This is a genomic window from Streptomyces sp. NBC_01408, from assembly GCF_026340255.1.
Lineage (GTDB): Bacteria > Actinomycetota > Actinomycetes > Streptomycetales > Streptomycetaceae > Streptomyces.
Map to the genome: position 1 here is coordinate 616,103 of NZ_JAPEPJ010000003.1, position 24,478 is coordinate 640,580.

24 protein-coding genes and 1 pseudogene are annotated in these 24,478 nt (G+C 73.3%); 14 read left to right on the forward strand and 11 right to left on the reverse strand.

The window, feature by feature from the left end; all coding sequences use genetic code 11:
* Positions 1-51: 51 nt before the first annotated feature.
* Complete coding sequence (locus tag OG447_RS30325) at positions 52-267, forward strand: gliding motility protein (RefSeq protein WP_266940675.1); 216 nt, start codon at positions 52-54, stop codon at positions 265-267.
* A gap of 24 nt (positions 268-291) precedes the next feature.
* Entirely contained in the window at positions 292-537 is a 246-nt protein-coding gene (locus tag OG447_RS30330; protein WP_266940676.1) for an antitoxin, read from the forward strand.
* 85 nt (positions 538-622) lie between these two features.
* Here OG447_RS30330 and OG447_RS30335 read toward each other — a convergent pair whose 3' ends face one another.
* Both OG447_RS30335 and miaB read right to left on the reverse strand, forming a co-directional pair.
* Entirely contained in the window at positions 623-1,330 is a 708-nt protein-coding gene (locus OG447_RS30335) for a hypothetical protein (RefSeq protein ID WP_266940677.1), read from the reverse strand.
* 252 nt (positions 1,331-1,582) lie between these two features.
* Positions 1,583-3,106 carry a tRNA (N6-isopentenyl adenosine(37)-C2)-methylthiotransferase MiaB gene (miaB, locus tag OG447_RS30340; RefSeq protein WP_266940678.1) on the reverse strand — a complete coding sequence of 508 codons (1,524 nt, stop codon included), beginning with the start codon at positions 3,104-3,106 and terminating at the stop codon, positions 1,583-1,585.
* Positions 3,107-3,188: 82 nt separating this feature from the next.
* Here miaB and OG447_RS30345 point away from each other — a divergent pair, with 82 nt between their 5' ends.
* Complete coding sequence (locus OG447_RS30345; RefSeq protein ID WP_266940679.1) at positions 3,189-4,184, forward strand: TAXI family TRAP transporter solute-binding subunit; 996 nt, start codon at positions 3,189-3,191, stop codon at positions 4,182-4,184.
* Between the two features lie 91 nt (positions 4,185-4,275).
* Here OG447_RS30345 and OG447_RS30350 read toward each other — a convergent pair whose 3' ends face one another.
* From OG447_RS30350 to OG447_RS30360, 3 genes are all read right to left on the reverse strand, one after another.
* Positions 4,276-5,199 carry an ROK family protein gene (locus tag OG447_RS30350; RefSeq protein ID WP_266940972.1) on the reverse strand — a complete coding sequence of 308 codons (924 nt, stop codon included), beginning with the start codon at positions 5,197-5,199 and terminating at the stop codon, positions 4,276-4,278.
* An 84-nt stretch (positions 5,200-5,283) separates the two neighbouring features.
* Positions 5,284-6,330 carry a LacI family DNA-binding transcriptional regulator gene (locus tag OG447_RS30355; protein WP_266940681.1) on the reverse strand — a complete coding sequence of 349 codons (1,047 nt, stop codon included), beginning with the start codon at positions 6,328-6,330 and terminating at the stop codon, positions 5,284-5,286.
* 11 nt (positions 6,331-6,341) lie between these two features.
* Entirely contained in the window at positions 6,342-6,563 is a 222-nt protein-coding gene (locus OG447_RS30360) for a hypothetical protein (RefSeq protein WP_266940682.1), read from the reverse strand.
* A gap of 275 nt (positions 6,564-6,838) precedes the next feature.
* Here OG447_RS30360 and OG447_RS30365 point away from each other — a divergent pair, with 275 nt between their 5' ends.
* Together OG447_RS30365 and OG447_RS30370 are read left to right on the forward strand one after the other, a co-directional pair.
* Positions 6,839-8,113 carry a glycosyl hydrolase gene (locus OG447_RS30365; RefSeq protein WP_266940683.1) on the forward strand — a complete coding sequence of 425 codons (1,275 nt, stop codon included), beginning with the start codon at positions 6,839-6,841 and terminating at the stop codon, positions 8,111-8,113.
* 84 nt (positions 8,114-8,197) lie between these two features.
* Positions 8,198-10,417, forward strand: a complete 2,220-nt coding sequence (locus tag OG447_RS30370) for an endo-beta-N-acetylglucosaminidase (protein ID WP_266940685.1) — start codon at positions 8,198-8,200, stop codon at positions 10,415-10,417.
* A gap of 18 nt (positions 10,418-10,435) precedes the next feature.
* Here the strand turns inward: OG447_RS30370 and OG447_RS30375 are convergent, their stop codons facing one another.
* Positions 10,436-11,848, reverse strand: a complete 1,413-nt coding sequence (locus OG447_RS30375) for a HAMP domain-containing sensor histidine kinase (protein WP_266940687.1) — start codon at positions 11,846-11,848, stop codon at positions 10,436-10,438.
* Between the two features lie 12 nt (positions 11,849-11,860).
* Positions 11,861-12,565: a response regulator transcription factor gene (locus tag OG447_RS30380; RefSeq protein WP_266940688.1), complete on the reverse strand. Its 705-nt coding sequence runs from the start codon at positions 12,563-12,565 to the stop codon at positions 11,861-11,863.
* A gap of 289 nt (positions 12,566-12,854) precedes the next feature.
* Here OG447_RS30380 and OG447_RS30385 point away from each other — a divergent pair, with 289 nt between their 5' ends.
* The 8 genes from OG447_RS30385 (at position 12,855) to OG447_RS30415 (ending at position 19,200) form a co-directional block, all read left to right on the forward strand.
* Positions 12,855-13,640 (forward strand): amino acid ABC transporter ATP-binding protein, encoded by a 786-nt coding sequence (locus tag OG447_RS30385; RefSeq protein WP_323181886.1) that lies wholly within the window; start codon positions 12,855-12,857, stop codon positions 13,638-13,640.
* A 119-nt stretch (positions 13,641-13,759) separates the two neighbouring features.
* Complete coding sequence (locus OG447_RS30390) at positions 13,760-14,608, forward strand: glutamate ABC transporter substrate-binding protein (RefSeq protein ID WP_266940689.1); 849 nt, start codon at positions 13,760-13,762, stop codon at positions 14,606-14,608.
* Between the two features lie 83 nt (positions 14,609-14,691).
* Complete coding sequence (locus OG447_RS30395) at positions 14,692-15,366, forward strand: amino acid ABC transporter permease (protein ID WP_266940690.1); 675 nt, start codon at positions 14,692-14,694, stop codon at positions 15,364-15,366.
* Positions 15,363-16,244 (forward strand): amino acid ABC transporter permease, encoded by an 882-nt coding sequence (locus OG447_RS30400; protein ID WP_266940691.1) that lies wholly within the window; start codon positions 15,363-15,365, stop codon positions 16,242-16,244. Before OG447_RS30395 ends, OG447_RS30400 begins: the two co-directional genes overlap by 4 nt.
* Positions 16,245-16,436: 192 nt before the next feature.
* On the forward strand, positions 16,437-18,017 hold the full coding sequence (locus tag OG447_RS30405) for an NAD(P)/FAD-dependent oxidoreductase (protein ID WP_266940692.1): 1,581 nt from the start codon (positions 16,437-16,439) through the stop codon (positions 18,015-18,017).
* Between the two features lie 32 nt (positions 18,018-18,049).
* A complete protein-coding gene (locus OG447_RS32390; protein WP_311318651.1) occupies positions 18,050-18,136 on the forward strand; it encodes a putative leader peptide in 87 nt (28 codons plus the stop codon).
* 78 nt (positions 18,137-18,214) lie between these two features.
* On the forward strand, positions 18,215-18,793 hold the full coding sequence (locus OG447_RS30410) for a cysteine dioxygenase (RefSeq protein WP_266940694.1): 579 nt from the start codon (positions 18,215-18,217) through the stop codon (positions 18,791-18,793).
* Positions 18,790-19,200 (forward strand): rhodanese-like domain-containing protein, encoded by a 411-nt coding sequence (locus tag OG447_RS30415; RefSeq protein WP_266940696.1) that lies wholly within the window; start codon positions 18,790-18,792, stop codon positions 19,198-19,200. The genes OG447_RS30410 and OG447_RS30415 overlap by 4 nt, the downstream gene beginning before the upstream one ends.
* Positions 19,201-19,388: 188 nt before the next feature.
* On the opposite strand, the gene recX is transcribed toward OG447_RS30415, so the two are convergent.
* On the reverse strand, positions 19,389-19,967 hold the full coding sequence (recX, locus tag OG447_RS30420; protein ID WP_266940697.1) for a recombination regulator RecX: 579 nt from the start codon (positions 19,965-19,967) through the stop codon (positions 19,389-19,391).
* A 3-nt stretch (positions 19,968-19,970) separates the two neighbouring features.
* The gene (gene recA, locus OG447_RS30425; RefSeq protein ID WP_031146095.1) at positions 19,971-21,086 is read right to left on the reverse strand and encodes a recombinase RecA; all 1,116 of its coding nucleotides are present in this window, start codon (positions 21,084-21,086) and stop codon (positions 19,971-19,973) included.
* Between the two features lie 261 nt (positions 21,087-21,347).
* Here recA and OG447_RS30430 point away from each other — a divergent pair.
* Positions 21,348-21,977: pseudogene (locus OG447_RS30430) on the forward strand (phosphatase PAP2 family protein); the annotation flags it as partial.
* A gap of 48 nt (positions 21,978-22,025) precedes the next feature.
* Here the strand turns inward: OG447_RS30430 and OG447_RS30435 are convergent.
* Both OG447_RS30435 and OG447_RS30440 read right to left on the reverse strand, forming a co-directional pair.
* Positions 22,026-22,721, reverse strand: a complete 696-nt coding sequence (locus OG447_RS30435) for a response regulator transcription factor (RefSeq protein WP_266940699.1) — start codon at positions 22,719-22,721, stop codon at positions 22,026-22,028.
* Positions 22,718-24,322, reverse strand: a complete 1,605-nt coding sequence (locus OG447_RS30440) for a sensor histidine kinase (RefSeq protein ID WP_266940700.1) — start codon at positions 24,320-24,322, stop codon at positions 22,718-22,720. The genes OG447_RS30435 and OG447_RS30440 overlap by 4 nt, the downstream gene beginning before the upstream one ends.
* Between the last annotated feature and the right edge of the window lie 156 nt (positions 24,323-24,478).

Genomic DNA, 24,478 nt, shown 5'->3' on the forward strand with positions numbered 1-24,478 from the left:
GTCCGGCCAAGGCGGAACTTCACTCACACGAGTAACGTTATGGGAGTAGACATGGGCGTTTTTGATCGGTTTTTCCGTCGTAAGGACGAGGTTGCGACCGAGGAGGTCGCGGCGGAGGGCCTGACGGCGGAGTCCGCAGCGGCCGAAGCGGCCGAGGCCGAGCCGGTTGCCGCGGAAGCTCCGGTGGCGGAAGCCGTGGAGATTCCGAAGCAGCAGTCGGCCGAGGTGGCCGCGGACAGCGAGACCGGCGAGGGCGCCCGTACGTAGCTACCCGCCAATGGAAGGTGACCCATGGGCCTGCTGGACAAGATGAAGGCCAAGCTCGCTCCGGCGAAGGGCAAGGTCGGCGACCTCGCCCAGCAACACGAGGGCAGGATCGGCGAGAGTCTGGACAAGGTGGCCAAGGCCGTGGACTCCAAGACCAAGGGCAAGTACAGCGGCCACATCACCAGCGGAACGGGCAAGGCGAAGGACGCCCTGGGCAAGATCGCGCACAAGGACGCACCCGGCGGGCCGACGCCGCCGACGGCTCCCTGACGCGGTACCGGAAGGGGCGCGGGATCATCGGATCCCGCGCCCCTTCGCCGTACCCGGGGAGCACCCGGGGCGGCTACCCGGTCCCTCAGGACCAGGTGGCGACGAAGTAGCCCACGCCGTACGGCGCGTCCTCGTACAGCAGCCGCCCGTCGAGGCCCGCGCCGTCGGCCGCGCCGGCCAGCACCTGCCAGGGCGCCCGGCCCGCGGCCTTGAGCTCCGCGGCGAGCCCGGCGTCGAGAGCGGCGAGCGCGGCCGTGTCGGCCGCGCCCAGCGCGCGGGCGGCCCCGGCGTCGAAGGCGGCGGCGCGCTCGTCGAGGTAGCCGGGGGCCTTGAGGGTCCGGCAGGCGGAGCCGTCGCCCATCACGAGCAGCGCGACGCGCGCGTCACGCGCGGCCAGCTCCCGCCCGGCCTCCAGGCACCGCGGGGTGTCCAGCGACTCCCCCACGCCGAGCCCCTCGACCGGGGCGGCTCCCCAGCGTGCGTGCCGCAGCAGCCAGGCACCGACCGCCAGCGGGGCGGGCAGCGACCGGGGGCCCTCTTCGCCCTCCCCGAGCTGTACGTCGGCCGCGACGCCGAAGCCGCGGAAGGTGCCGCGGGCGCCCGGCGGGTAGGCCCCGTGGTGCTCCTGGTCGGCGGCTCCGACGACGACGAGCAGGTCGGGCCGGGAGGCGGCGAGCACGGCGAGCGCGTCGGAGCAGGCGGTGCGGGCGGCGCCGAGTTCGGCGGCGGCCCCCGCGGCGACCTCCGGCACGAGCAGCGGCGGGGCGGGACAGACTGCGGCGGCTACGAGCATGATCCGCAGCCTAGCCGTCGCCGGGCGGGGCGGGGGCCTTCCTGGCCGGGGCCCTGCCGGAGCCCGGCCGCGCCGCAGGCGGCCCCCGGCTGCGCCGGGCTTCCTGGGGCTCCGCCCCAGACCCCGCGCCTCAAACGCCGGCGAGGCTGGAAGCCCGGCCCCTCACGACGGCGAGGCTGGAAGCTGGCCCCTACAGGACCGCGAGCCTCGAAGCCTGGCCCCTCAGGACCGCGAGGCCGGAAGCCCGGCCTGTCAGGACGACGGGACCGCGCAGCCCGAGGTGGTGGCCGGGAGGGGGGCGGGGACGCCCAGGGTCGGGATGCCGAGCATGACGCCCGCGGGCTGGGCCGGGGCGGCGTTGCGCTTCTCCCAGGCGTCGCCGGCGCGGGTGCGGCGTACGGTCAGGGTCGGGCCCTCGGCCAGCAGGTGGTGCGGGGCCGCGTAGGTGATGTCCACCGTGACCACGTCGCCCGGGCGGACCTCCGACTCCGGCTTGGTGAAGTGCACGAGGCGGTTGTCGGGGGCGCGGCCGGAGAGCCGGTGCGTCGCGCCGTCCTTGCGGCCCTCGCCCTCGGCGACCATGACCTCCAGGGTGCGGCCGACCTGCTTCTTGTTCTCCTCCCAGGAGATCTCCTCCTGGAGGGCGACCAGGCGCATGTAGCGTTCCTGCACGACCTCCTTGGGGATCTGCCCGTCCATGTCGGCCGCGGGGGTGCCGGGGCGCTTGGAGTACTGGAAGGTGAAGGCGTTCGCGAAGCGGGCCTCGCGCACGGCGTGCATCGTCTGCTGGAAGTCCTCCTCCGTCTCACCGGGGAAGCCCACGATGATGTCGGTGGAGATCGCGGCGTGCGGGATCGCGGCGCGGACCTTCTCGATGATTCCGAGGAAGCGCTCCTGGCGGTACGAGCGGCGCATGGCCTTCAGGATCGGGTCCGAGCCGGACTGGAGCGGCATGTGCAGCTGCGGCATCACGTTCGGGGTCTCGGCCATGGCCGCGATCACGTCGTCGGTGAAGTCGCGCGGGTGCGGGGAGGTGAAGCGGACCCGTTCCAGGCCCTCGATCTGGCCGCAGGCGCGCAGCAGCTTGCTGAAGGCCTCGCGGTCGCCGAGGTCGGAACCGTAGGCGTTCACGTTCTGACCGAGCAGGGTGATCTCCGAGACGCCCTCGGCGACCAGCGCCTCCACCTCGGCGAGGATGTCGCCGGGACGGCGGTCCTCCTCCTTGCCGCGCAGCGCCGGAACGATGCAGAAGGTGCAGGTGTTGTTGCAGCCGACGGAGATCGAGACCCAGGCGGCGTACGCGGACTCGCGGCGGGTCGGGAGCGTGGAGGGGAAGGCCTCCAGCGACTCGGCGATCTCGACCTGCGCCTCTTCCTGGATGCGGGCGCGCTCCAGCAGCACGGGGAGCTTGCCGATGTTGTGCGTACCGAAGACGACGTCGACCCAGGGGGCGCGCTTGACGATCGTGTCGCGGTCCTTCTGGGCGAGGCAGCCGCCGACGGCGATCTGCATGCCGGGGCGCTTCGTCTTCATCGGGGCGAGCCGGCCGAGGTTGCCGTACAGCTTGTTGTCGGCGTTCTCACGGACCGCGCAGGTGTTGAAGACCACGACGTCGGCATCGCCGTCGGAGCCCTCGGGCGCGCGGACGTAGCCCGCGTCCTCCAGCAGACCGGAGAGTCGCTCGGAGTCGTGCACGTTCATCTGGCACCCGTAGGTGCGCACCTCGTAAGTTCCCTTAAGGTCCACTGCCGGGCTCCGGTCGCTGCTGCTGGTCATGGAACAAGGGTAGGCGCTGCCGCAGAGGCCTCCGGTCGCCCGGGCCGTGACAGGAGTGCGGGCGGGTGGCAGGATCGCAGGCATGCCTCTCGTACCGCCCCGGATCAGCAGGCGCCACGCCCTGCAGGGGATCGTGGCGGTGCTGGCCGTGCTCGCCGCCCTGGTGTGGTGGCTGCGGCCCTTCGGCGAGCCGGACCTCAAGGGCGAGCTGACCTTCAGCACGGGCGTGCGGACCGGGGTGTACCACCGGTACGGGCAGCTGCTGGAGCAGGAGCTCAAGCAGGACATGCCCGGGGTCGGGGTCCGGCTGGAGACCAGCGAGGGCTCGCAGGAGAACCTCCAGCGGGTGGCCGACGGGGAGGCCGACTTCACGGTGGCGACGGCCGACGCGGTCGCCAAGTACCGGCTCGACGGGAAGCCCGGCTCGCAGCTGCTGCGCGGCTGCGCACGGCTCTACGACGACTACGTGCAGCTGGTGGTGCCGGCCGGGTCCCCGGTGCAGTCGGCCCGTGACCTGCGGGGCAAGCGGGTCGCCGTCGGCCAGGCGGGGTCCGGGGTGCGGCTCATCTCGGAGCGGCTGCTGACGGCGGCGAAGCTGGACCCGGCGCGGGACATCACCTCGGTGTCGATAGGGATCGACACCATGCCGGCCGAGCTGGAGGCCGGGCGGATCGACGCGTTCTTCTGGTCCGGCGGCCTTCCGACCAACGCGGTGCGGGAGCTGTCGGAGCGGTTCGAGATCCGGCTGGTGCAGCTCGGCGACCTGGTGGAGCAGCTCCAGGGCAGCGGGAGCCCGGCGCGCTACTACCGGGCGGCGGTGATGCCGCAGGACGCGTACGCGTCGGCGCGCAACACCACGGCGGTGGCGACGGTGGCCGTGCCGAACCTGCTGGTGACCAAGGAGGATACGGACCCCGAGCTCACGGAGCAGTTCACCCGGACCGTGATCGCCAGCCGCGACCGCATCGGGCGCCAGGTGCACGCGGCGCAGCTGGTGGACCTGCGAACGGCCATCTACACGGATCCGCTGGAGCTGCACGAGGGCGCGGGCCGGTACTACCGCTCGGTCAAGCCCTGACGTTTCCGGTCAGGCCCTGACCTTCACGCGCCGGCCTTCCCGCCGTCCCGCCATCTGACCGTCCCGCCGTCCGGCCGTCCCGCCGGCGGTCTCAGGACGGCAGCAGCATCAGCGCCGCCGCGGCCGCGCCGATCAGGCCGGCGTGGGTGCCCAGGGCCGCCGGTACTACCTGGAGGTCCTGGACGAAGGACAGCGTGGCGTAGGCGGCGAGGTGGGTGCGGACCGGCGTGAAGAGGGTGTCGCCCGAGGCGGCGACCCCGCCGCCGATGACCGCGATGTCCGTCTCGACGAGGGTCGCGGTCGCCGCGATGGCCGCGGCCAGGGCGCGGCCCGCGCGGTCGAAGGCCGCCAGGGCCACGGGGTCGCCGGCCTCGGCCGCCGTCGCCACGCCCGCCGCCGTGGCGTCGTCGGCGGGGGTCCAGCCCTGAGCCAGGGCCCAGCCCGCGATCGCCGTGCCCGAGGCGATGGACTCGACGCAGCCGCGGCCGCCGCAGACGCAGGGGTCGCCGTCGAAGGCCACGCTGATGTGACCGATGTGGCCCGCGTTGCCGGTGGGGCCGGGGTGGAGCTGGTTGTTCAGGATGAGGCCGCCACCGACGCCCGTGGAGACCACCATGCAGAGCGCGTTCGCGTGGCCGCGGGCGGCGCCCAGCCAGTGCTCTGCGGCGGTCATCGCGACGCCGTCCCCTGCGAGCACAGTGGGAACGTCGGCCCCGTGGGCAGCCAGCTGCTCGGCGACCCGGTCCTGGAGCGGGAACTCCCGCCAGGCCCCGATGTTGACCGGGCTCACCGTGCCCCGGGAGGCGTCCACCGGGCCGGCGCTGCCGATGCCGCAGCGGACCACCGAGGGCCACAGCTCAGAGCCGGACAGGTCCGCGATGACCTCGGTCACCGCGGCCATGACGGCGTCCGCGTCGGCGTCCCGTGGGGTCGGGGTGCGGGTGGTGGCCGTCATCGTGCCGTCGGGGTGCACCAGCGCACCGGCGATCTTCGTGCCGCCGATGTCGATCGCCACCGTCGGGCCTGCGGCCGAGGCCGCGGCGCGCGGTGCGGGGAACGGGGCGGTGGGGGTGATCACGGTGGCGGCTCCAAAAAGGGGTCAGGATTCAGTATGCGCCGGGGGAGCCCCGGTGCTCTCGCGGGGCTCCAGCCGGGGACGCTCGCTCTCGCGGACCCTCGGCGGGCTTCCCGCGAGGACGGCGAGGAGCTCCTGCGCGGCGAGCCGCCCGAAGCCCGCGGTGTCGCGCACCAGGGCGGTGAGCCGGGGGTGGGTGACCCGGCAGAGCGCGGAATCGTCCCAGGCCACGATCGAGAGCCAGCCGGGCACGGGAATGCCCAGCTCGGCGGCGACCGCGCTGCCCGCCACGGCCATCACGTCGTTGTCGTAGATCAGCGCCGTGGGGGGCGCGGGTTCGGCGAGGACCCGGCGGGTGGCCGCCGCGCCCTCGGCGTCGGAGTAGTCGGTGACCACCGAGCGCACCTGGTCCGGGCCGAGCCCGCGGCGCGCCGCCTCCGTGTGCAGGGACTCCATGCGGCGGGCCGTGTGGGCGAGGCCGGGCAGCCCGGCAACGTGGACGATCCGGCGGTGGCCGAGCCCGTACAGGTGGTCGAGGACCTCGGCCATGGCCCCCGCGTCGTCCGCCGCGACCGAGGAGACGGTGGCGGCGGGCCGTCCGGGCCCGGCCTCGCCGACGGTGACCGCGGGCAGGGCCAGCTGCTCCAGGAGGACCGGGCGGGGGTCGTGCGTGCGCGGGTCGACGACCAGGACGCCGTCGACGCGGCGTTCGGCCCACCAGCGGCGGTAGAGCGCGCACTCCGCGTCGATGTCGTCGACCAGCTGGAACAGCAGGGCGATGCGGGAGGCGGAGAGGACCTCCTGGATGCCGGAGACGAGCTGGAGGAAGAAGGACTCGACGCCGAGCGTGTAAGCGGGCCGGGCCAGGACGAGGCCCACCGCGCCGGAGCGTTCGCCCGACAGGGCGCGGGCGGCGCTGTTGGGCTGCCAGCCGAGTTCCTCGGCGACCCGGCGGATCCGGGCGCGGGTGTCCTGGGAAACGCCCGGCCGGTCGTTGAGCGCGAAGGACACGGCGCTCTCCGACACCCCGGCCTGGCGCGCGATGTCCTTGATGGTGGGTCTGCGGGCCATGGCCTGCCTCATCATCCTTCGGGTGCGTCGGCGACGCCCGGTGCGGCGGGTGCACCGGGCAAGCCGTCCACACGGACGGCGATGGCCGGACCGTACGCGATCCTGCCCTGGCAGACGGCCGGACCGTGCGCGGTGACGTACAGCGGGCCCGCTGGGCGCCCCCTGCGGGTGCGGACACGGACCACCTGCGAGGGGCTTGCGGGCGGGCCGGTGAAGAGGGAAGGAGTGGTCACGGAGATGACTGAAATACCGCTGCCCATTTCCGCATACTTCCTCGACCGACGCCATTGACCGGCCGGAGCTAAACCGCATTAGCTCACCTCAGCTTGGGATCCCGGGACCCGTCTGTCAACGGGACTGAAGCGCATAAGTTCACGGCCGTACGAGGCCGGTGCATTCATTGCGCCAGATCGGGGTGGCCGGAGACAGGGCCCTGTTGACTTTCCCCCCGGACGGGCGGCAGGTTGTGGGTCACCCGGTGAATTCCTCAGGACTCCAGGGACTCCTCATGCGCGAAGAAGGCGCCCTTCCGGGGCCCGCCCGCACCCTCAGGTTCGGCGCCAACTACACCCCGGCGCGCGGCTGGTTCCACCACTGGCTGGACTTCGACCTCGACGAGGTCGGTGCCGACCTGGACTCGATCGCCGCGCTCGGGCTGGACCACGTCCGCGTCTTCCCGCTCTGGCCGGTGTTCCAGCCGAACCGGACGCTGATCCGGCCGCGCGCCGTCGAGCAGCTCGTCGCGCTCGCCGACGCGGCCGCCGAGCGCGGGCTCGACGTCAACGTGGACGGGCTTCAAGGGCACTTGTCCAGCTTCGACTTCCTGCCCGCCTGGACCCGGACCTGGCACCGGCGGAACATCTTCAGCGATCCCGAGGTGGTCGCCGGTCAGGAGGATTACCTGCGCACGCTGGCCGCGGCCCTGGCCGACCGGCCGAACTTCATCGGCATGACCGTCGGGAACGAGATCAACCAGTTCTCCGGCGCCCCGCACCCCGACCCCGACCGGATCACCCCCGACCAGGCAGCGCGCTGGCTGGAGCGGATGCTAGCCGCCTGCGAGAAGGGGGCGCCGGGGCGGTTCCACCTGCACGCCGAGTACGACGCCGCCTGGTACCAGGACGGCCACCCCTTCACCGCCGCCCAGGCCGCCCGGCTCGGCGCCGCCACGGCCGTGCACTCCTGGGTGTTCAACGGCACCGCGCAGCGCCACGGCCCGACGGGCGCCGCGACCGAGCAGCACGCCGCCTACCTGATCGAGCTGTCCAAGGCCTGGGCCCTCGACCCGCACCGCCCGGTGTGGCTCCAGGAGGTCGGCGCCCCCGCGCCGCTGATCGGGCCGCAGCAGGCGGCGCGGTTCACCGGGGCCACCCTCGCGAACGCCCTGGACTGCCCCGGCCTGTGGGGGGTGACCTGGTGGTGCTCGCACGACGTGTCCCGGGAGCTCGCCGACTTCCCGGAACTCGAGTACGGCCTGGGCCTGCTCACCAACGACCGCCGGACCAAGCCGGCCGGGGCCGTCGTCGCCCGCGTCGCCGGGGAGTGGCGGGGCCGCGAGCACCGCCCCGCGCCCCGGTCCACGGCGCTGGCCGTGGACGTCGGCCCGGCGTCGGCCGCGCCGCGCCGCTCCACGTGCGCGCCCGGCGGCGCCTTCTTCGAGGCCTGGTCGGCGCTGGCCGCGGACGGGGTCCGGCCGGCGGTTGTGCTGGCCGAGCTCGCCGAGGACCCGGCCCATCTGGCCGCGCGCGGCATCACCGAGGTGCTGCGCGTCCCCGAGGTCTAGGGGGTGTCCGGTGGATCAGGGCCGGGCCCGGCCCGACCGGCGAGACACCCCTGGTACGGTCCCCCACCTTCCGAGGAGCCCCGCATGTCCGAGAACGACAACGGCGTCGACCCTCGCACCACCGCCGCCCGAACCTGCCCGCCTCCAGCGCCGCCGGTGCCGCCGGGGCCGGACCGGCGCGGGGTTCTCGCCGCCGGGGCCGGGGCGGGAGCCGCCGCCCTGCTGGGCGGGCCCGCACTGACCCCGGCCGCCTCAGCAGCCCCCACCGCCCCGCCTGCCTCTGCCGCCGCGACCCCGGCCGACCTGGCCCCGTACGCCTCCTACTGGTACCCGGACTCGCTGCCGGGCGGCGCCCCCGGCCCCGGGATCGTGTGGCGCTCCCTCAAGGAGTGGAGACCCGAAACCGATCCCGACCTCGCCCACAACACCTCGACCGTGCCGCTCGCGCCGCGCTTCACCCCCGTACCGCCGCACCCCGGCGCCCGGACCGGCCAGGCCCGCATCTCCTCCCTCGTCTCCTTCGGCCCGACCGCGGGGAACCCGTCCCAGGGCTCCGCCACCGCCGACTCCTACGCGCTCACGCACTGGGCGTACATCGACGAGCTGGTCTTCTGGGGCGGCTCTTCCGGCGAGGGGATCGTGCTGGCCCCGAACGCACCCGTCATCGATGCCGCCCACCGCAACGGGGTCCGGGTCATGGGCAACGTGTTCCTGCCGCCCGCGCCCTACGGCGGCGATCTCCAGTGGACCCGGGACCTGGTCCAGCGGGACCGGCTGGGCCGCTTCCCGATCGCCGACCAGCTCGTGCGGGTGGCCCGGACGTACGGGTTCGACGGCTGGTTCGTCAATGCCGAGACGGACGGCGGCGACAGCGAACTGGCCTCCAGCATGCGGGAGTTCCTGCGCGCCCTGCGGGCGGCGGGCGACCGGCACGGCCTGCGGATCACCTGGTACGACGCCATGAACACCACCGGCCGGGTCGGCTGGCAGGGGGCGCTCAACGCGCTCAACCAGGAGTTCTTCGAGGACCGGGCCGGCCCCGTCGCGGACACGATGTTCGTGGACTTCCGCTGGACCCCGCAGACCCTCGCCGCGTCCGGTGCGCTCGCGGACCGGCTGGGCCGTTCCCGCCACGAGCTGTGGGCGGCCGTGGACACCGAGTCCCACGGCTGGAACTCCCCGGTCCAGTGGGACGCGATCATCCCGCGCGGGCGCGACCACGTCATCAGCTACGGCTTCTACCGGCCCGAGTGGACCCGCAACCACCTCACCGACCGCTCCCCCGGCGCCTTCCACCGGGCCGACGACCGCTTCTGGACGGGCGAGTCCCTCGATCCTTCCCGCCCGGCGCCCGAGGGCACCTGGCGGGCCCCGGCCACGGCCGTCGCCGACCGCTCCACCGTCAGCTCGCTGCCCTTCGCCTGCGCCTTCAACACCGGACACGGGGAACGCTGGTACGAGGACGGCCGGATCGCCTCCGACACCCCCTGGAACCACCTCGGGCTCCAGGACCGGCTTCCGGGCCGCCGCTGGGTCGTGGACACCGCCGGGGACCGGCCCGCCGTGAGCCTGGACTTCGCCCGTGCCTGGCGCGGCGGCTCCAGCCTGCTGGTCACGGGCCGGCTGACCGCCCCGGCCGCCGTCGGGCTGCACTCCACCCGGCTGCCGCTGACCCGCTCCACCGTCCTGGAGCTGGTGCACGCCACCGAATCGGGGGGCCCGGTCTCCGTGGAGGTCGGCGTGGCCACCCGCGAGCCGGCCGCCCCGGGCGAGCCCGTCCCGTACACCTGGCTGCCGGCCGGCACCCGGGACGGGCAGGCGTACGGCACGGGCTGGCGCACGACGCGGATCGGGCTCGCGAAGCTGGCGGGGAGGACGGCGTACGGGCTGGCGGTACGCATCACCGCGCGCGGCGGCGGGCCGGTGGCCTGGCGGCTGGGGGCCCTGTCGGTGCGCGAGGCCGGCCCGGCCCGGCCCCCGGCCCCGCCCACCGCCCTGACCGTGACGGCCTCGGCGCGGCGGGACGGCGGGGCGGCGCGGCGGGACGGCGGGGCGGCGCGGCGGGACGGCGGGGCGGCGCTGCGCCTGTCCTGGCGCCGGGCACCCGGCCCGGTGCGCCACTACGAGCTGTCCCGCGTCCTGCCCGACGGCACCCGCCGCTTCCTGGGCGGCACCTGCGCGGCCGCCTTCTACCTGCCCGAGGTCCCCCGCGCGGGCCGGGAGCGGGCGGCTGCCCTGGAGGTGCGGGCCGTGGACGAGCTGTACGCGGCCTCCGCCCCGGCCCGGACCGCCTTCCCCTGGTAGACCCCGGGAGCGCAGGCGTCAGGAGGTGTGGGGGTCGGTGCGCGGCACGGCCACCGTCACCCGCAGCCCGTGCGGCGGGTTCGTCTCGTAGGAGAGGGACCCGCCGCCCGCGGCGAGCAGGGTGCGGGAGATCGACAGGCCGAGCCCGGAGCCCTTGACGTTCTGGTGCCGGCCGCTGCGCCAGAACCGGTCGCCGACGCGGAGCAGCTCGTCCTCGGTGAGGCCGGGGCCGCGGTCGGCGACGACCACGTGGACGGAGCGGCCCTCGGCGGAGACCGACACCTCGACCTCCTCCCCGGCCGGGGTGAACTTGAGGGCGTTGTCGATCACGGCGTCGAGGGCGCTGGACAGGGCGATGGGGTCGGCCCAGCCGGTGACGGCACTGCGGCCCGTCTCGCTGATCCGGACGCCCTTCTCCTCGGCGTACGGGCGCCAGGACGCGACCCGCTCGGCGGTCAGCGCGCCGATGTCGGTGAGGCTGATCTCGGCGGAGGCGTGCTCGGCCAGCGCCAGGTCCAGCAGGTCGTCCAGGACCTGCGTCAGGCGCTTGCCCTCGGTGCGCACGGAGGCGATCTCCTCGTTGCCCTCGGGCAGTTCGAGGGCGAGCAGTTCGATCCGCAGGAGCAGCGCGGCGAGCGGATTGCGCAGCTGGTGGGAGGCGTCCGCGACGAACGCCCGCTGCTGCTCCAGTACCTCTTCGACATTGTCGGCCATCTCGTTGAACGACCCGGCCAGGCGCTGGAGTTCCGGCGGCCCGCCGGCGGCCGCGACCCGGGAGTTCATCCGCCCCGTCGCGATGCCGTGGGCGGCCGCGTCCAGGGTCCGTACGGGCTTGAGCACCCAGCTGGTGAGCCGCAGGGCGGCGCCGAAGGCGACCAGCATGGCGGCGCCGAGCCCGGCGGAGATGAGCAGCCAGCCCCGCAGGATCCGGCCGCGCATCAGGTCGGTGGGCGATTCGGTGGCGACGACCGCGACGACGTCCCCGTCGAGGACGACCGGGGAGGCGACGAGGAGTTTGCCGTGCGTCTGCCAGGGCCACACCTGGGGCGGGTCGTGGCTGCGGCGGCCGGCCAGCGCCGCTTCGAAGGCGCCGCGGCCCTCGCCCGTTTCGGGGAGCTTCCACCAGCCCGGGGAGCGGGCCATGGCGTTGTCGTCGCGGTAGAAGATGCCGACGCGGATGCCGTACAGCTCCTGGTAGCGGGCGAGTTCGAACTGGAGGGTCTCCAGGCGCTCGTCGGCGCCGGTGGATCCGGAGCCCTCGGCGTCGATGACGAACTGGGCGAGGGCGGCGAAGCGGGCGCTGTCGTCGATCCGGTCGACCACCACCCGCTGCTGCTGTCCGGCGGCCAGGCTCACGGCGAGCGGGAAGCCGAGCGCGAGCAGCACGCCCGCCATCAGGACGACGAGCAGGGGGAGGAGCCTGGCACGCACGGCAGTGGCCCGCTAGGGGGCGGCCGGGGCGACGAGCCGGTAGCCCACCCCGCGGACGGTCTCGATGAGGGCGGGCATCGCCAGCTTGGAGCGCAGCGAGGCGACGTGGACCTCCAGGGTGCGCCCGGTCCCCTCCCAGCTGGTGCGCCACACCTCGCTGATGATCTGTTCGCGGCGGAAGACGACGCCGGGCCGCTGCGCGAGCAGGGCGAGGAGGTCGAATTCCTTGCGGGTGAGCGGTACGTCGGTGCCGTCCACGCTGACGCGGCGGGTGGGCAGCTCGATGCTGACCGGGCCGAGCCGTACGACGGAGGGCGCGCCCGCCCCGGTGGCGGCGGCCTCCTCGGAGGCGCCGGTGCGCCGGGCCACGGCGTGGATGCGGGCCAGGAGTTCGCCGGTGTCGTAGGGCTTGGTGACGTAGTCGTCGGCGCCCATGTTGAGGCCGTGGATGCGCGAGCGGACGTCGGCCCGCGCGGTCACCATGATGACCGGCGTGGCGGTGCGCTTGCGGATCTTGCCGCACACCTCGTAGCCGTCCTGGTCGGGCAGTCCGAGGTCGAGGAGGACGACACCGAAGGGCGGGGCGCCGGCGGGCAGCAGCGCCTGCAGGGCCTCCTCGCCGTTGCGGGCGTGGGTCACCCGGAAGCCGTGCCGGGCGAGGATTGCGGACAGGGCGGCGGCGACGTGGTCGTCGTCCTCGACGAGCAGCAGTCTCATGGCGTCCCCCTCTCCTTCTCTTCGTTCGCTTTCAGCTTCTTCTTCAGCTTCCGTTCAGGGCCATCCTGCATCCATGCCGATGAGGAGTCCCACGTCAAGGGGGGTTCCGGTCCGGCGCGCCTTCCGTTATGCACCCGGTACGCGTACCCGGGCGGCTGTAGGGGGAGGCGTACGGAGCGTATCCGGGTGAGGCCGGATCGTTATGCTCAATTCTCCCTCAGATGTGATGACGCTGTGCGCAAGACGTCACTACTGTCCTCCCAACCGAGGAGGACGGAGCAAGAAGCCGATGAGCGGAGTATCAGTGACCAAGGACGTGCAGGACGCGGCCGGCGTCGCGGACGACCTGGTCGTACTGAGCAACGTCAACAAGCACTTCGGCGCGCTGCACGTGCTTCAGGACATCAATCTGAGCATTGCCCGCGGTGAGGTCGTCGTCGTGATCGGTCCTTCGGGATCGGGCAAGTCCACGCTGTGCCGGACCATCAACCGTCTGGAGACCATCGACTCGGGCGCCATCACGCTCGACGGCAAGGAACTGCCCTCGGAGGGCAAGGAGCTGGCCCGGCTGCGCGCCGATGTCGGCATGGTCTTCCAGTCGTTCAACCTCTTCGCGCACAAGACGGTGCTGCAGAACGTCATGCTGGGCCAGATCAAGGTCCGCAAGACCGATCAGGCCGCGGCGCGCGAGAAGGCCCTGGCACTGCTGGAACGGGTGGGTGTCGGCTCGCAGGCCGACAAGTACCCGGCGCAGCTCTCCGGCGGTCAGCAGCAGCGCGTGGCGATCGCCCGCGCGCTGGCCATGGAGCCGAAGGTGATGCTCTTCGACGAGCCCACGTCGGCGCTCGACCCGGAGATGATCAACGAGGTGCTGGAGGTCATGCAGCAGCTCGCCCGGGAGGGGATGACGATGGTGGTCGTCACGCACGAGATGGGCTTCGCCCGCTCGGCGGCCAACCGGGTCGTCTTCATGGCCGACGGAAAGATCGTCGAAGAGGCCGTGCCCGAGGCGTTCTTCAGCAACCCGCGCAGTGATCGGGCCAAGGACTTCCTGTCGAAGATCCTGCACCACTGACGGTCCGGGTCTGGTAGTCATCCGGGGGGCGGATCTCCGCTGCGGCCATTGCGTCGGTGCAGTGTCCGTCCCGCTCGTCGCCCGTCGTTCAACACCGTCTCATCCGAGGGAAGTTCACCATGAAGGTTTTCAAGACCGGTGCGGTCGCGGCCATCGCCGTCACCCTTGCGCTGACCGCGACCGCCTGTGGCGGTGGCAGTGACAAGGGCTCGGGCAGCACCGAGGGCGGTGGCGCCAAGGACAAGGTCGTCATCGGCATCAAGTTCGACCAGCCGGGTGTGGGCCTGAAGACCCCCGACGGCAAGTACACGGGCTTCGACGTCGATGTCGCCACCTACGTGGCCAAGGAGCTCGGTTACACCCCCGAGCAGATCGAGTGGAAGCAGGCCATCAGCGCCGAGCGCGAGAACCTGATCTCCAACGGCGACGTCAAGTTCGTCGTCGCGAGCTACTCGATCAACGACAAGCGCAAGGAGAAGGTCGACTTCGCCGGCCCGTACCTCCTCGCGCACCAGGACCTGCTCGTCCGCGCCGATGACACCAGCATCACCAAGGCCGAGGACCTGAACAAGAAGAAGCTCTGCTCGGTCACCGGCTCCACCTCGGCGCAGAACGTCAAGACCAAGCTGGCCCCCGAGGCCGACCTGCTGGAGCAGGGTGGTTACTCCGAGTGCCTCACGGGCCTGGAGAACAAGGCCGTGGACGCGCTGACCACGGACAACTCGATCCTGGCGGGCTACGCGGCGCAGGACAAGAACAAGGGCAAGTTCAAGCTGGTCGGGCTGAGCCTGAGCAACGAGAACTACGGCATCGGTCTGAAGAAGGGCGACAAGGACCTTCAGACCAAGATCAACGCCGCGCTCAAGAAGATGGTCGCGGACGGCGCCTGGGAGGCGGCCGTGCAGAAGAACTTCGGCCCGGCCAACTACAAGAACGAGCCGGCCCCGCAGATCACCGAAGGCAGCTGATTCACCGGTGAGGAGCGTCGCCGCCCGCCTGCTACGGGCGGCGGCGCACCTCGCCGGCCATCCTGGGGAGAGCGCAGGGCATCGTGTTCGATTTTCTTGATTCCGGGCAGTACGACCTGCTCGGAGCCTTCTGGGTGACGGTTCAGCTCACCCTCTACTCGGCGGTCGGGTCCCTCATATGGGGAACCATGCTGGCCGGGATGCGGGTCAGCCCGGTCCCGCTGATGCGGGGCTTCGGTACCGCGTACGTCAACCTCGTGCGCAACACTCCGCTGACCGTGCTGATCATTGCCTGTTCGCTGGGTCTCAGCCAGACCCTCGGCATCTCGATGGGCGGTGAGACGTTCAAGGAGACCGGATTCCGGCTCGCGGTCCTCGGACTGACCGCCTACACCGGCACCTTCGTCTGCGAAGCGCTGCGCTCGGGCATCAACACGGTCCCCGTCGGCCAGGCCGAGGCGGCCCGCGCCCTGGGCCTGAGCTTCGTCCAGGTGCTCACGCTGATCGTGCTCCCCCAGGCCTTCCGGGCGGTCGTCGCACCGCTCACGAACGTACTGATCGCGCTCACCAAGAACACCACGGTGGCGGCGGCCATCGGCGTGGCCGAGGCGGCCCTGCTGATGAAGGAAATGGTCGAGAACGAGGCGGACGCGCTCTTCGCCGTCTTCGGGGTCTTCGCCCTGGGCTTCGTCCTGCTGACCCTGCCCACCGGCCTGCTCCTGGGCTGGGTGGCCAAACGAGTGGCGGTGAAGCGATGACCTCCGTGCTGTACGACGCCCCCGGCCCCAAGGCCAAGGTTCGTAACTGGATCTACAGCGGCGTCTTCCTCGTGCTGTTCGGACTGGCCCTGTGGTGGGCGCTGTCCCTCATGGGCGAGAAGGGCCAGCTCGACGCCGACAAGTGGAGCCCCTTCGTCACCGAAGGCGAGATCTGGACGACGTTCCTGATCCCCGGCCTGTTGGAGACCCTCAAGGCCGGCGTCCTCGCCATGGTGATCGCGATCCCGCTGGGCGCCCTGCTCGGCATCGGCCGGCTCTCCGACCATGCCTGGGTCCGCGTCCCGGTCGGCGCGGTCGTCGAGTTCTTCCGCGCCATCCCGGTGCTGATGCTGATGCTGTTCGGCGTCGCCCTGTACGCGCAGTTCACCGAGGTCTCCTCGGACTTCCGTCCGCTGTACGCGGCGGTGACCGGCCTGGTCCTGTACAACGCCGCGGTCATCGCCGAGATCGTCCGGGCGGGCGTGCTCTCCCTGCCCTCCGGCCAGACCGACGCGGCCAAGGCGATCGGCATGCGCAAGGGCCAGACCATGGCCTACGTGCTGATCCCGCAGGCCGTCACGGCGATGCTGCCGGCTCTGGTCAGCCAGCTCGTGGTGATCCTGAAGGACACCGCGCTGGCCGGCGCGGTGCTCGGCTACGGCGAACTGCTGTCGATGAACCGGCAGATCTCGGCGAACTACAGCAACACCATCGCGTCCCTCGTCGTGATCGCGCTGCTCTTCATCGCGGTGAACTTCGCCCTCACCACCTTCGCCTCCTGGCTCGAAGGCCGGCTGCGGCAGTCGAAGAAGAGCACCGGAGTCGTGGTCCCCAAGGTCGACGACATGGCGACCGGGGCGAACAGCGCGGGCGGCTAGACCCCGTCGCCCTCCCGGTTCGGAACCCCCGACCGCCTGACATAGGGTCAGTCATAGTGCGTAGCAAGCGTGGTGCGGCGGAACTCTTCCGCCGCACCACGCGGCGTTCCCGGGCAGGTGTCACTTGACGCAGGCACCTCCAGTGGGTTGCATACGTTCTGTGATCACATACCGGACATCGGGAGCCGCGCCATGGACCCGGTGATCGTCGTCGGCGCGGGCCCCGTCGGACTGTCCCTGTCCCTCGCCCTGGCCGGCCAGGGCGTGCCCTCCGTCGTGCTCGACGAAGGCCCCGGCAAGGAGGAACCGCGCCCGGCCCGTACGGTCGTCCTGCACGCCGACACGGCCGCCATGGCCCACCGGCTGGGCTGTACGACGCTTCGCGACGAGGGAGCGTACTTCGCCGCCTGGCGCACCATGCGGCGCAGGCAGCACGCCCAGCGGATCACCTTCGACGACGGCCCCGCCCCGCTGCACCTGCCGCAGCACGCCCTGACGCGCGGCCTGCGCGACGCGGCCGCCGCGCACCCCCTGGTCCAGCTGATCACCGACAGCAGGCTGGACTCCCTGGAGCAGGACGGCCGCGGGGTCACCGCCCACACCCTGGGCGCCGAGACCACCTGGTGGCGCGGGAGCCACCTGGTCGGCTGCGACGGCGCCCGCTCCACCGTGCGCAAGCTGCTCGGCATCCGCTTCCCGGGCCGCACCGCTGTGGAACGCCACGCCGTGGCCGCCCTGCGCACCGAACTCACCTGGCCCGGCGAGGCCTTGCTGCACCGCGGCCACAACGACCGGCTCGCCGAGGTCACCGCGCGACCGCTGCCCGACGGGGTCTGGCGGCTGGACTGGCTGCTCCCCGCCCGGGGGGACCTGGTCACCCCCGACACCCTGGTGACCCTCATCCGGGACACCCTCGCGGCCTGGTGCGGGGGCACGACCCCCCGCTACGACCTCCTCGACACCGGGGTCCACACCCTCCACCACCGCCTGGCCCGGCGCTGGCGCGACGGACGCGCCTTCCTCGCCGGGGACGCCGCGCACCTGCTGGGCGCGCTCGGCACCCAGGGCGTCGAGGAGGGGCTGCGCGACGCCGAGAACCTGGCCTGGAAGCTGGCCCTGGCCTGGCACCACGGAGCCTCCGAGGCCCTGCTCGACAGCTACGAGGCCGAGCGGCGCACGGCGGTCGCGTCCCGGCTGCGCGCGGCCGACCAGGCGATGCCGGTCCTGCGCGCCGGGGGCGGCCTGCGCACCTACCTCCCCGGTGCCTCGCGTTCCGCCGAAGCCCTCCTTACCGACGGCCACCTGGGGCGGGGGCCGCTGGGCGCGGCGCCGACATACGCGCCACCGGTGGCCGTACGCGAGGTCCCGACGGCCACCGAACCGGGCGGCCCGGTGGCGAACGTCCCGGTGACGGCACCCGACGGGTCCACCGTTCCGCTGCGCGACCTGCTGGGGCGGGGCCGGCTGCTGGTGCTCCTGGTCGCCCCGGGCACCGGGGTCTGGGACCGGCGCCACTGGCTCGGCGCCGGGCTGATGCCCCGCCTCGCGGCGGCGGTGAGCGCCCTTCCGGTCCGCACCGACCTGCTGGTCGCGGACGCCTACCCGGGAGCCCCGGCGCACACCGTGCTCCTGGTCCGGCCGGACGGGCACCTGGCGGCGACCTTCGCCGGGGTCCGCCCGGCGGAGCTGTACGAGGCGGCGGACGCGGTGCGCGCGGGCGCTCCGGAACCGCTCCCGGCGCCCTCCGCGACACCTACCGCCGTGGCCGATTGACCGTCCCGCCGCCTCGTGGTTCACTCGCGGGCATGACCGGCAACGACGTACGCCTGTGGCGGAGGGTCCACATGGACCTGCTCCGCTACGCGGGCTGCGTGTGTCGCCCTTCCTGCTGATTCGCCTTCTTCCCCGCGCGCCCCGCGCCGTCACCGGCCCGCGCGCACTTCCGCGAACCCCAGGAACGGTCCCGCTCCATGTCTGCACCCGCGTACACCCCTGAGTCCGTCGGCTCCGTCGGCTCCATCGACCCCAGCGAATCCAGCGAATCCGCGCCGGCCGGGGGGCTCACGGCCGGCGCGCTCCTCGACTTCGCCCTGCGCACCGCCGCCGATCCCGAGGTGGTCGGCTCGCTGCCGCTCGACCCGCAGGGCCGCACCTGGATCCGGCTCGACGGCCCGGCCGGCAGTGAGGCCTGGCTGATCGGCTGGCCGCCGGGCACCGGCACCGGCTGGCACGACCACGCCGAGTCCCGGGGCGCGTTCGCCACCGCCCGGGGCCGCCTCACCGAGCACTCGCTGGCCGTACGGCTGCCCTCGGAGGGCTGGCAGTCGCTGCGGCTCGCCCCCGATGTGGACCGCAGCCGCAGCCTGGGCGCCGGTTCCGGACGGGCCTTCGGCGAGCACCACGTGCACGAGGTCCTCAACGAGTCCCCGGCCGAGCACGCGGTCTCGGTGCACGCGTACTACCCGCCGCTCCCGCTGATCCGCCGCTACAGCCGCACCGGCCCGCTGCTGACCCTGGAGCACGTCGAGCGTCCGGCGGACTGGCAGTGAGCGCCGCCGCCCCGGTCGGGATCGACGAGCTGCTGGAACGGGTCCGCACGGGCTACGCCCGCGTCACGCCCGAGGAGGCCTACGCGGCCTCCCAGGCCGGGGCCCTGCTGGTGGACATCCGCTACCAGGCCCTGCGGGAACGCGACGGCGTGATCCCGGGCGCGCTGGTGGTCGAGCGCAACGAGCTGGAGTGGCGCCTCGACCCCCTGGGCAGCCACCGCGCCGCCGAGGCCACGAGCCACGACCTGCGGGTGGTGGTGATCTGCAACGAGGGTTACGCCTCCAGTCTGGCCGCGGCCTCCCTCCACACCCTGGGCCTCCACCGCGCGACGGACCTGACGGGCGGCTTCCAGGCCTGGAAATCAGCAGGCCTCCCGGTAACCGGATCCAGCCCCGCCGCCGTCTGAGGCACGCGGGTCCGGGGACAGCACCCCCTCGCACCGCTCGGCGCCGGGGGCACATCCAGCCCCGCCGGTGTTTGAGGCGCGCGGGTCCGGGGGCGGCGCCCCCGGCAACGGCGCCGCGCCGGCAAGCAAGCTTCGCGGGCCCGGCGCGCCGCCGACGCCCCGGCGGCTCCGGCCGGGGCCGGTGGCCGTCACTCCCCCGGGTACACCAGGCCGTCGGCCACGTCGGCTTCGTCACCCTCCGCCTCCAGCGCGCGGCGGACCACCCGCAGGGCCATGCCTTCGGGGTACCCCTTGCGGGCGAGCATCCCGGCGAGGCGCCGGATCCGCTTGTCCCGCTCCAGGCCCCGGGTGGAGCGGAGCTTGCGCTCGACGAGTTCCCGCGCCGTCTGCTCCTCCTGCTCGGAGTCCAGCAGTCCCAGGGCCTCCTCCACGAGGGTGGCGTGCACCCCCTTGGTCCGCAGCTCCTGCGCGAGCGCCCGGCGGGCCAGGCCCCGGCCGCGGTGCCGGGACTCCACCCAGGCCCCGGCGAAGGCGGCGTCGTCGATCAGGCCCACCTCCTCGTACCGGGAGAGGACCTGCTGCGACACCTCCTCGGGGATGCCCCGCTTGTGCAGGGCGTCCGCGAGCTGGCGCCGGGTGCGCGGGTTCCCCGTGAGCAGGCGCAGGCAGATCGCCCGCGCCTGCTCCTCGGGGCTCTGGGGCGGCAGTTCCTGGCGGCCTCCGCGGCCGCCAGGAGTCTCACCGCCGCCCCTTTCCTGCTCCCGCACGGGTCAGCTCTTGGCCACGGCGGCCTTGGCCGTCGTCTTGGCCTTCGACGCCGGGGCGGGCACTGCGGCGGCAGCGGCGTCAGCCGTGTCGGCGGCGGCCTCGGGGGTGGCCGCGGCGTCCTTGCGGATGCCCACGCCCAGCTTCTCCTTGATCTTCCGCTCGATCTCGTCGGACAGGGCGGGGTTGTCGCAGAGGAACTTCCGCGCGTTCTCCTTGCCCTGGCCGAGCTGGTCGCCCTCGTACGTGTACCAGGCGCCGGCCTTGCGCACGAAGCCGTGCTCCACGCCCATGTCGATCAGGCCGCCCTCGCGGCTGATGCCGTGGCCGTAGAGGATGTCGAACTCGGCCTGCTTGAACGGCGGCGCGACCTTGTTCTTGACGACCTTGACGCGGGTACGGTTGCCGACCGCGTCCGTACCGTCCTTGAGGGTCTCGATACGGCGGATGTCGAGTCGCACGGAGGCGTAGAACTTCAGCGCGCGGCCACCGGTGGTGGTCTCGGGCGAGCCGAACATCACGCCGATCTTCTCGCGGAGCTGGTTGATGAAGATCGCGGTGGTCTTGGACTGGTTGAGCGCACCGGTGATCTTCCGGAGCGCCTGGCTCATCAGACGGGCCTGGAGACCCACGTGCGAGTCACCCATCTCGCCCTCGATCTCCGCACGCGGGACCAGGGCCGCCACGGAGTCGATGACGATCAGGTCGAGGGCACCGGAGCGGACGAGCATGTCCACGATCTCCAGCGCCTGCTCACCGGTGTCCGGCTGGGACAGGATGAGGTTGTCGGTGTCCACGCCGAGGGCCTTGGCGTACTCGGGGTCGAGCGCGTGCTCGGCGTCCACGAAGGCGACGGTGCCGCCGGCCTTCTGCGCGTTGGCCACGGCGTGCAGGGTCAGGGTCGTCTTACCGGAGGACTCCGGTCCGTACACCTCGATGACACGGCCGCGGGGCAGCCCGCCGACGCCGAGGGCGATGTCCAGCGCGGTCGACCCGGTGGGGATGACCTCGATGGGGTCGTTCGGCTTGTCGCCGAGGCGCATGACCGCACCCTTGCCGAATTGCCGTTCAATCTGTGCGAGCGCGGCGTCGAGAGCCTTCTCGCGGTCGGTGCCTGCCATGGGTTCCACCCGGTTTGCTTGAGTCGATCGCTTCACGCCATTGACGCTAATGCCTGCCACTGACAATGCGCCTCCACGACCGGTTCGGCTGTGGATAACCAATCAGAATGGATGTTCGATTTCCCTGTCAAGCGCGCCACGCCCGAGCCCCATCGGCTGGTGATCGATCCCCCGTCCGTCCGTCAACCCTGACGATCGTCGGGGTGGCGGGCCGCCGTTCGGCCGGGGTGCCCGGGCCGTGGCGTTCCTAGCGTCGGCGCCATGGAATCGATCGAGCGAAACGGGTGGGGCCGCCGGCTGCCGGCGGCGGTCGCGTCGGCCGGGGCGGGGGCAGCGGCCGTGGTCTGGCTGGCGCCCGGCGGGACCTTGGGTACGAACGAGCCGGCGCACGTCACTACGGGCCTGTCCGTACGGGTCCACCGGGCCCTGAACGGGAACGTGGCGGACGGGCCGTCGTGGGGCGGGGCCGTCCTGGAGGCGGCGAGCGAGGGCACGCTGCTGTTCCTGGGCCTGCTGCTGGTCTGGGCCGGCTGGACCGCGCTGCGCCGCCGGGACGCGCCGGGCCTGGCCGGAGTGGCGGTGGCGGCCGCCGGGACCGTGCTCGCGTACGGGCTCAGCGAGGCGGTCAAGCTCCTCGTCGACGAGGAGCGTCCCTGCCGGGCCCTGCCAGGGGTGGTGCCGGTGGCTCCGTGTCCCGCCGCGGGCGACTGGTCGTTCCCCAGCAACCACGCCACCCTGGCCGTCGCGCTCGCGGTCGGCCTGACCCTGGTACGGCCCCGGCTCGCCGCCCTGGCCCTGCCGGTGGCCGGGGCGGCGGCGCTGCTGCGGGTGCTGGCCGGGGTGCACTACCCGCACGACGTCCTCGCGGGCGCGGCGCTCGCCGCCGCTGCCGTGGTGACCGTACGGCTCCTCGCCCTGCCGCTCGCGGTGCGCGCGGCGTCAGCGCTCCTCGTACGGCGGCCGGCCGGACACCGCCGGGACCACGCCGGCCTCGTGCGCGACGACGGCCGCCGCGGCCCGGTTGTCGACGCCGAGCCGGGCGAGGATGGAGCTGACGTGGGCCTTCACCGTGCCCTCCGCCAGGTTCAGGCGGCGCGCGATCTGCCCGTTGGAGAGGCCGCTGCCGAGGAAGGCGAGCACCTCCCGCTCCCGGGCGGTCAGGGTCTCGACGCGGGCTCGGGCCGCTGAACGGCGGCCGGCCCGGGCTCCCGCACCGCCGGCGGCGAGGTGCGCGACGACGCGGGCCGCGACCTTCGGTGACAGGTAGGCGGCTCCTTCGGCCACCGCCCGGACCCCGGCGGTCAGTTCCTCCGGCTCGCCGGATTTGATCAGGAAGCCGGTGGCCCCTTCGCCGAGGGCGCGCAGGATGTACTCGTCCTCCCCGAAGGTCGTCAGCATCACGACTCCCGTGCCGGGTACGGTCCTTCGTATCTCGGCGGCGGCTTCGATGCCGTCCGTCCCCGGCATCCGGATGTCCAGGACGGCCACGTGCGGGCGGTGGCGCTGGGCCAGTTCCACCGCCTGGCGGCCGTCGGCGGCCTCGGCAACGACGGTGAGGCCGGGGTCGGTGGCGAGGACCGCGCGGACGCCCGCGCGGATCATGGGCTCGTCGTCGGCGATCAGGATCCGGATCATCGGACGTCCTTCCCGGTGAAGTTGTCGGTGGAGACCAGGCGCCCGGCGCGGAAGCAGAGACGGTAGACGTCGCCCGAGCGGTCGTCGAACGGGTCGGCGGTCTGTACGTAGAACTCGCAGGCCGCGTCCGGCGGTACGGGGGTGGGCGCGACCGGCCGGCGGGTCGTCTGGCGCTCGGGCAGGTACGGCGCCACGTCCGCGCGGGGCTGCCCGACGCGCAGGCCGGCGTAGTCCTGCGGGTCGAGTACGGACTGCCGTGCCGTGACGGTGTCCCACAGCCGGATCCCGCCGATGAGCAGCGCAGCGGTGCACAGCGGCACCAGCACGGCAGCGGTGGCGGTACGGCCCAGCCTGCGGCGGGCCCTGCGGTGCTCGGCGGGCAGCGTCCCGCCCGCGTCGTCGGGGCCGGCGGGCTGCGGGGAGGCCGCTCCGGCGCGGTGCGGGAGGGTGGCCCGGACGGCGAAGCCGCCGCCCTCGGGGCCCGCCGCGAACGCGCCGCCGGCCAGCCGGACGCGTTCGTCCAGGCCGATGAGCCCGAAGCCGTGGCCCTCTGGGGGCGCGGGAGGTACAGGGGCCCGGGGCCCGGGCGCGGGAGGTAGGGGCGGCGCGGCCTTGAGCCGGTCGGCCTGGGACGGAACCGCGGACGCGGCCACGGACGCAGGCACGGACGCGGGCACAGGCACGGGCGCGGGCACAGGCACGGACGCGTTGCCGGGTATCGGCTCGTCCGTCACGCTGACCTCGGTCCGTTCCTCCCCGTGCCGGAGGACGACGGTCGTCCTCCGCCCGGGCGCGTGCTTGGCCGCGTTCGTCAACGCCTCCTGGACCACGCGGTACACGGCCCGCTCGACCGCCCTCGGCGTGACGTCCGGCGCGGCCCCTCCGGCCGCCGCTCCGCCCTCCTCCCGTAGCCGCACGTCGAGCCCCGCCGCGGCCGCCCGGTCCACCAAGCCCGCCAGTTCGGCGAATCCGGCCCCGGGGCCGGCGGGATCCGCGGGATCCACGGGCTCGCGCAGCACGCCGATCACCTCGCCGAGCCGGTCCACGGCCGCCCCCGCCCTGGCGCGGATGTCCTGTGCGGCGGCCCGGTGCTCCTCGGGGAGGCCGGGGGCCAGCTTCAGCGCTCCCGCCGACAGGGCGATGAGGCTGAGGTCGTGGCCGAGGAGGTCGTGCATGTCCTGCGCGATCCGGGTCCGCTCGCGCAGCCGGGCTTGTTCGGCGACCAGCCGCTGTTCCCGCTCCAGCCGCCCGGCCCGCTCCCAGCCGGCCCGCACCAGTTCGCGGTACTGGCGCAGGAAGCGGCCCGCGAACCACGGCAGCATCGCCGCCACCAACAGCAGCCCCGCGAACCGGCTCGCCCACCCCAGCCACGTGGGCACCAGCAGCACGGCCGCCACCGCGGCCACGAGCACGGCGGCCAGGGCCGCGGCCGCGCTCCGGTTCCGCCCCGGCCGGCCGCCCGCGAGGAAGGCGCAGACCGCCGCGGGTACGCCCCACCAGAGGGTGGCGACGCCCGTGCCGGCGGCGACCACCGCTCCGAGCAACAGGCCTGCGGACAGTACCGGCGCGGGCACCCGGAACTTCATGATCACTGATCTCACCGACGCGACCCTACGGAAGCCGGCCGCCCCGCGGCACTGCCGAAAGTCCCATACCGACGGCCACAGCACCACCGCGGACGTCGGAGAACGGGCCGTCCTCAGCCGTCGACGCTCCCTCGACCCCCGGCCGCCTCGCCCTGTCGGCATCCTGCCCGG